Annotated in this window: 4 protein-coding genes and 2 pseudogenes; all 6 read right to left on the bottom strand. The window is 50.8% G+C overall.

What is annotated here, in order from left to right; all coding sequences use genetic code 11:
- A pseudogene (locus QVO51_RS02410) lies at positions 1-311 on the bottom strand (hypothetical protein); the annotation flags it as partial.
- 52 nt (positions 312-363) lie between these two features.
- On the bottom strand, positions 364-837 hold the full coding sequence (locus QVO51_RS10825; protein ID WP_022357085.1) for a cupin domain-containing protein: 474 nt from the start codon (positions 835-837) through the stop codon (positions 364-366).
- Positions 838-903: 66 nt separating this feature from the next.
- Positions 904-1,029: pseudogene (locus QVO51_RS02400) on the bottom strand (zinc ribbon domain-containing protein); the annotation flags it as partial.
- Between the two features lie 267 nt (positions 1,030-1,296).
- Entirely contained in the window at positions 1,297-3,840 is a 2,544-nt protein-coding gene (locus QVO51_RS02395; protein WP_276797146.1) for a rhamnogalacturonan lyase family protein, read from the bottom strand.
- A gap of 42 nt (positions 3,841-3,882) precedes the next feature.
- A complete protein-coding gene (locus tag QVO51_RS02390) occupies positions 3,883-4,704 on the bottom strand; it encodes a dockerin type I domain-containing protein (RefSeq protein WP_022357083.1) in 822 nt (273 codons plus the stop codon).
- 261 nt (positions 4,705-4,965) lie between these two features.
- Entirely contained in the window at positions 4,966-5,484 is a 519-nt protein-coding gene (locus tag QVO51_RS02385) for a cysteine hydrolase family protein (protein ID WP_022357082.1), read from the bottom strand.
- Positions 5,485-5,501: the final 17 nt, after the last annotated feature.

The following is a 5,501-nucleotide window of genomic DNA, read 5'->3' as shown; positions in this document are numbered from 1 at the left end:
CCATCTTCATTGACGATACAATGATTGTCATCAATTCCCGTAGACGTTGTAATGGTAAAAGAGCAATGAAAATTCCCGAAGTGCGGAACAAAGTAACAACCAAGCCAATATTTATCTCCTATAAGAGCAGTATAATCAGTTCCGCCGGCACTTTGGGGCAGATTCTCATCAATCTTAAACCCATAGGATTCTGCCGGCATGTGGGGTAGACAGACAGCGTAATAATAATACAGCCAGGCGCCGGAGTACAGCAGTGCGCCGCCCAGCAAGATGGATACGATCCAGATCAGAATCTTTTTCTTTTTTGTCATGATTGCCCTCCATAGCCTTGCACGCTTAAGATATATACATTTTAACTTTCTGTCAAGGGCTATTATACCCCATATTCTTCAAAATGTCAATAGAAGGGGACATTTTTTTATCATTTTGGTGCACAATCGCCTGTATACATGCTTGATTATGCAGGAGGCAAACTCGTAAATAATAAAAAAAGAGCATCCAAATGGCTGCTCCGCTGTTTTGACGACTGGCGGTCTGATTCTTAGAACGAGACCACCAGCTGCATTTTAAATCGTTCCTCACCATATCATTCGGCATGATTAGCGTTTCCCCCTGCTCCAGGTAGAACACGGTAAACCTACCCTTGCCTTCCAGAACCGTTACCATCGCATCGCCGCCTGCTGCGTGCGTCGAGATTTCTTCTCCCTTGTCAAAGAAAAAAACCGTCATGCTAACCAGATCGTTCTGCACAAGGGTCTTGCTGACTACCTGCCCCTCCTGGTAAACCACCAGATCTTTCAACTCCAACTTTGTGCTTTTTTCAATATTCTTGTACATACTCCAAAACTCCCTTACATACTTGTATGCTGACATATGTAAAATTACAAGATACTTCCAGTGCTTCAGATTCGGTACAACTGCTTCCATATGCGCACAAACCTGTTCCGCCGGCCAGTTTTCATTTGCCAGATGCTCCGCGCAAAAATCGATCAGTTGTTCCTTGCTGGTATACCGGAATTCGCCCTCTGCATAGCACCACTTCTGTCCTTCCTCCTATCTGAAACACCGCCGATTTTCATCGGCTGCATGCCCCGGTGATCCGCCTGGTAGTAGTTCCATTTCATGTATATGCGTCATCCGGCAGAACAGAAAAAAACGGTGCAGTCCCACAATCGGGAGCTGCACCGCATTTGTATCACGTCTTCCATCCGGAAGACGTATTGCTAGGAGGTTCTGGGTAATAAGCCTAAAAAAACTCGGCAGATTCATCGCAAAACCACTGGGCATGCTGCTGCCTTAAGGCTTTGCAGCATACACATTTGGACGTTCCGGAAGCGGATAACCGGTTCCCAGGAAGTAATCCGTATGGGGCGGCTGGTTATAAGCCACATTCTGCCCTGCAATAGCTGTACGATACTGTACATTGTGCATCAGAGAAACGATGCCGTATTTCGTCTCGTAAGTCGTAGAGTAAATCCGGACGCCGGATCCGGTTCCCAGCCGGAAGATCATTTCCTCTCGCCAGTCACCAAACAGATCACAGGTCAGACACGCATTGGACTTGGACGAATTGTTGTAGGTCACGCCGCTGCCGGTAAAGACTCTGCCGGAACCGTACTGATCCACCATAGTCCGGTCAAGCACTGCCCGCTCCAGAGAGCCAGTCCAGTAAACCACGGAGTTCATACCCCACTTGGTGATATCGCTCCAGTTGCAGACCGTATTGCCGGATGCGTCATAAACCACAGAATCCTGTACGCCCACAAACTCAGCACTGTCATTCCCGGCGATCAGATTATCCGCAAGTCCCCGGCCGGTATCTCCAGCGCCGGTTTTCCGCAGGATCATTTTGCCGGTTGCCGCATCACGCAGGGACATACCGTAAGGCGCAGCCTCGTGACACATGAAGATCTCCAGGCCAGGATTGCTGGGCACAAAGTCCCCCACGTGCAGCACGTCTCCATGCCGCAGACCGGTGGTATACAGCAGTGTGCCGTCGTCATCGATCACCGCAGAGCCCACCACAATTTCATCCTTGCCGTCGTTATCACAATCCGCCGCAAAGCAGTTGTGATTGCCGTCTCCGTAGCCGGAGGTGGTGCTTTCCGCAGTTCCGGAATCAAATGCCCAAAGCTGTACCAGCTTTTTGTTGACCACATTGTATGCCGTTGCGGTCATTCTGGTGTAATAGCCCCGGATCATTACACAACTGGGTGTGGTGCCGTTCAGATAGGCCGTTGCCGCCAGGAACCGATCCACACGATTTCCGTAGGAATCGCCCCAGCTGCTGACCGTACCCCGTCCCGGTACGTAATCTATGGTATCCAGCGCTTTGCCCGTCAGACCGTCAAAGAGCGTCAGGTATTCGTTGCCGGACAGGATGTAGCCGGAGGACGCCCGGTAATCTGCCGAAGCGTTGCCAATCACAGCCCCTGTACCATCCACCGTACCATCGGAGGTCTTACAGATCATTTCAGCCTTGCCGTCCCCGTCATAGTCATAAACCATGAACTGGGTATAATGTGCACCCGCACGGATGTTTCTCCCCAGATCCACACGCCAGAGTCTTGTGCCGTCCAGCTTGTAGCAGTCCAGGTATACATTGCCCGTATAGCCACTCTTGGAATTGTCCTTGGAATTGGAAGGATCCCACTTCACGAACAGCTCGTACTGACCATCCCCGTCCGCATCTCCCACAGAGCAGTCATTGACTGTGTAAGAGCAGGTAGAACCGTCCGGCATGGTCAGATCCGCCGGTGCCGTAAAGTTGATATCAAAATATGCACCCGAAGAGTCCTTATTGCCCAGCATGGTTGCAAGGCATGCAAATTCCGTACACTCCGAGCCCTGGTATACATCCACCGTATACCAATCTGATGCTGTACCATCCGGATCATAATAGCAGGTAGCATCCGCCGCTGTGCCCTCATACAGCACAGTGGGTTCTCCGTTGCGGAACACCTTGAAGGAGGTATTCTCATCATCGGTACCAAGCAGCCGCCAGGAAATCAGCATACCCTTGTCATTGCCGGACTTCGCCGCAATCACGCCCCGATCCAGATTTTCCACTTGCTGTGCCCCCTCCGGAATTTCTTCCGTCAGAGATGCGGCAGGATCCGTGGTAGGCTCCAGGATCAGGTAGTCCATATTGGGACCGCCGCCTTCCGTAGAAGCCGTTGCACGAATGGTATTCTGTCCCGCATGCAATGTGACCACCACGCTGGACTCCGCCCAGGTGGTCCATGCCTCCGTGGAGGGGTAGGACACCAACGCATAGTCCGTATTGCCGTTGACTGTCACCTTGCAGGGGCGATCCGCAGCAGATCCGTTTGCATAGCGGAATGTCACACGGTAGTTGCCCGCACTTGGCACCTGCACCGTCCAGTTGACATAGCTGCCAATCACATTATCATAGTTGACGTATGCTTCGCCGGTAAATCCGGCGTTCAGATCCTCGCGGATACCCTGGCTATACTCTGCGTCTACCGCAAAATAATAGTCCGGCGTCTGCTTGATTTCAAAGGATGCACCCGATGCAAACCCGGTGCGCTTGTGAAGTAAATACTCGTTCAGCATCGCTGCGTCATCCGCAGTCACTGTCTGATCTCCCGTTACATCTGCCGCCTGCAGCGCAGGCTCATACGGGAATGCAGAAATCTGCCCTGCCAGATATCCTCTGAGCAGCGCATAATCCGAACCATCAATCAGTCCATCCCCGTTCAGATCACCGTACAAGCCCTGATCGGCTGCGGCTGCTGTTGTGGATGGATCCAACGGATAAAACGCAGATGTGCCGACAGACATCAGCAGCGCAAGCAACACTGCTGATGCTTTTTTCATGCTCTGATACATGCTTCCCCCTGTTTCTGTCGGCCCGATCGCTTACTTGCCCAGTTCGCTTGCGTCGATCAGATGTGCAAGATACCGTGCAATTGCAGTAATGTCACTGGAATCGATAGTACCATCCTTTTTGCAGTCCGCATTCAGCAGTCCCTGTGCAGAGGGTGCCTTTGCAGTTGCATCTTGTGCAACGTATCTGGACAGCAGAACCACGTCATTGATTTCAACGGCACCGTTGCAGTCCACGTCACCATACAGATCGGCAGCAGCATCGCTGCCAACGGTTACCTCTCCGGCTGTGCCGAGTACATTATAGTAAACAGCCGTATTGGAATTGTCAATGTAGCCTGCAACGATCTTATCATTGGTCACGCCGCTGCCCGGATAGGTTTCACGAGCAACCGGAGCGATCTCCAGCGGAACAACAGTTCCTTCAGCAGCAGATGCATTTACAGTACCGGTAATGGTTACAAATACGTCAGATGTAGTGTCCTTCATCCAGTACTGGCTGTCGGTCAGACCGGTTGTCCAAAGCATGCACAGCTGATCCCCGTCCACGCTCCAGGTAAATACGTCGCCGGTGTCCTTATCAGCCTCGATGGCACCGGTGTTGCCTACTGCACCCAGGGTAACGTCAGTAATGGTGAGAATGCTGCTGTCGAATCCTACAGCAAAGTCCAGGATGCTCATGCCGGCACTGGGAATGCCGGACAGTTTTACGTCAACACTGAACTCCTCCCCAGCCTTTGCGGTTGCCTTGCCAGCAATCAGCGAAACTGAATCAGCGGCGGATACGCTTGCCGGAACAGATACCAGCATAGCCATGACTGTCAGTGCGGACAGAATGGATCTTGTCTTCTTCATGATGATTTTCTCCTTCACGATGTAAAGTTTTAATTTTTAGCTTTCATCCAAGCTATAAAACCACTCAGACGAGGCTATAAATCAATTACATAATACTCTATTTGAGCATAAATTGCAATGACATATTGTGCTTTCTCTATGATAAATCCTGCCTTATAACCGAATTATCTGATTACAATTGAACAGTTTCTATATAAAACAGCTAATTTTTCAGCCAGAACAATAAAATTAAAATAATATTCTCGTATGCAATTCATTCATTTAACTGTGAGTCACCGTGATCTGACACATCTTCATTGCCTCCAGGGCATTCCGATGGCTTTCCGGTGTAACTCCGGCACAGCAGGATGCATCCACCAACAAGGGGATCTCCGGCAGGGCGGCCTTCAGAATCATGGCATTGGAGATCACGCATATATCCGTACACAACCCTACCAACTCAATGCTGTCGATCTGCTCAAAGGATGCTACATAATCCGCCAGTTCCAGAGAGCCGAAGGAGGGCTTGTTGATGATCCGGGCATTTTCCACCGGCAGCTGGGGAGAGATCTCCCAGCCGGAGGTTCCTTCCACACAGTGGATCACCGGCAGATTCTGACCCTCCTGGGTGTCCGGATAATCATCCCCGTGGGTATCCCGGGTAAACACCACCGGATTTCCAGCCTCCCGGTACTGTCGGATCTTTTCCGCCACTGCCGGCACAATTTCAACAGCCTCCGGGGTACCCAAAGCCCCATCAATAAAATCATTCTGCATATCGATCACAATCAGTATTTTCATTTCCATACTCCTTTTCT

This window comes from Ruminococcus sp. CAG:379 (assembly GCF_000434255.1).
Classification (GTDB): domain Bacteria; phylum Bacillota; class Clostridia; order Oscillospirales; family Ruminococcaceae; genus Ruminococcus_F; species Ruminococcus_F champanellensis.
This window is presented reverse-complemented; position numbering and strand designations above follow the sequence as displayed.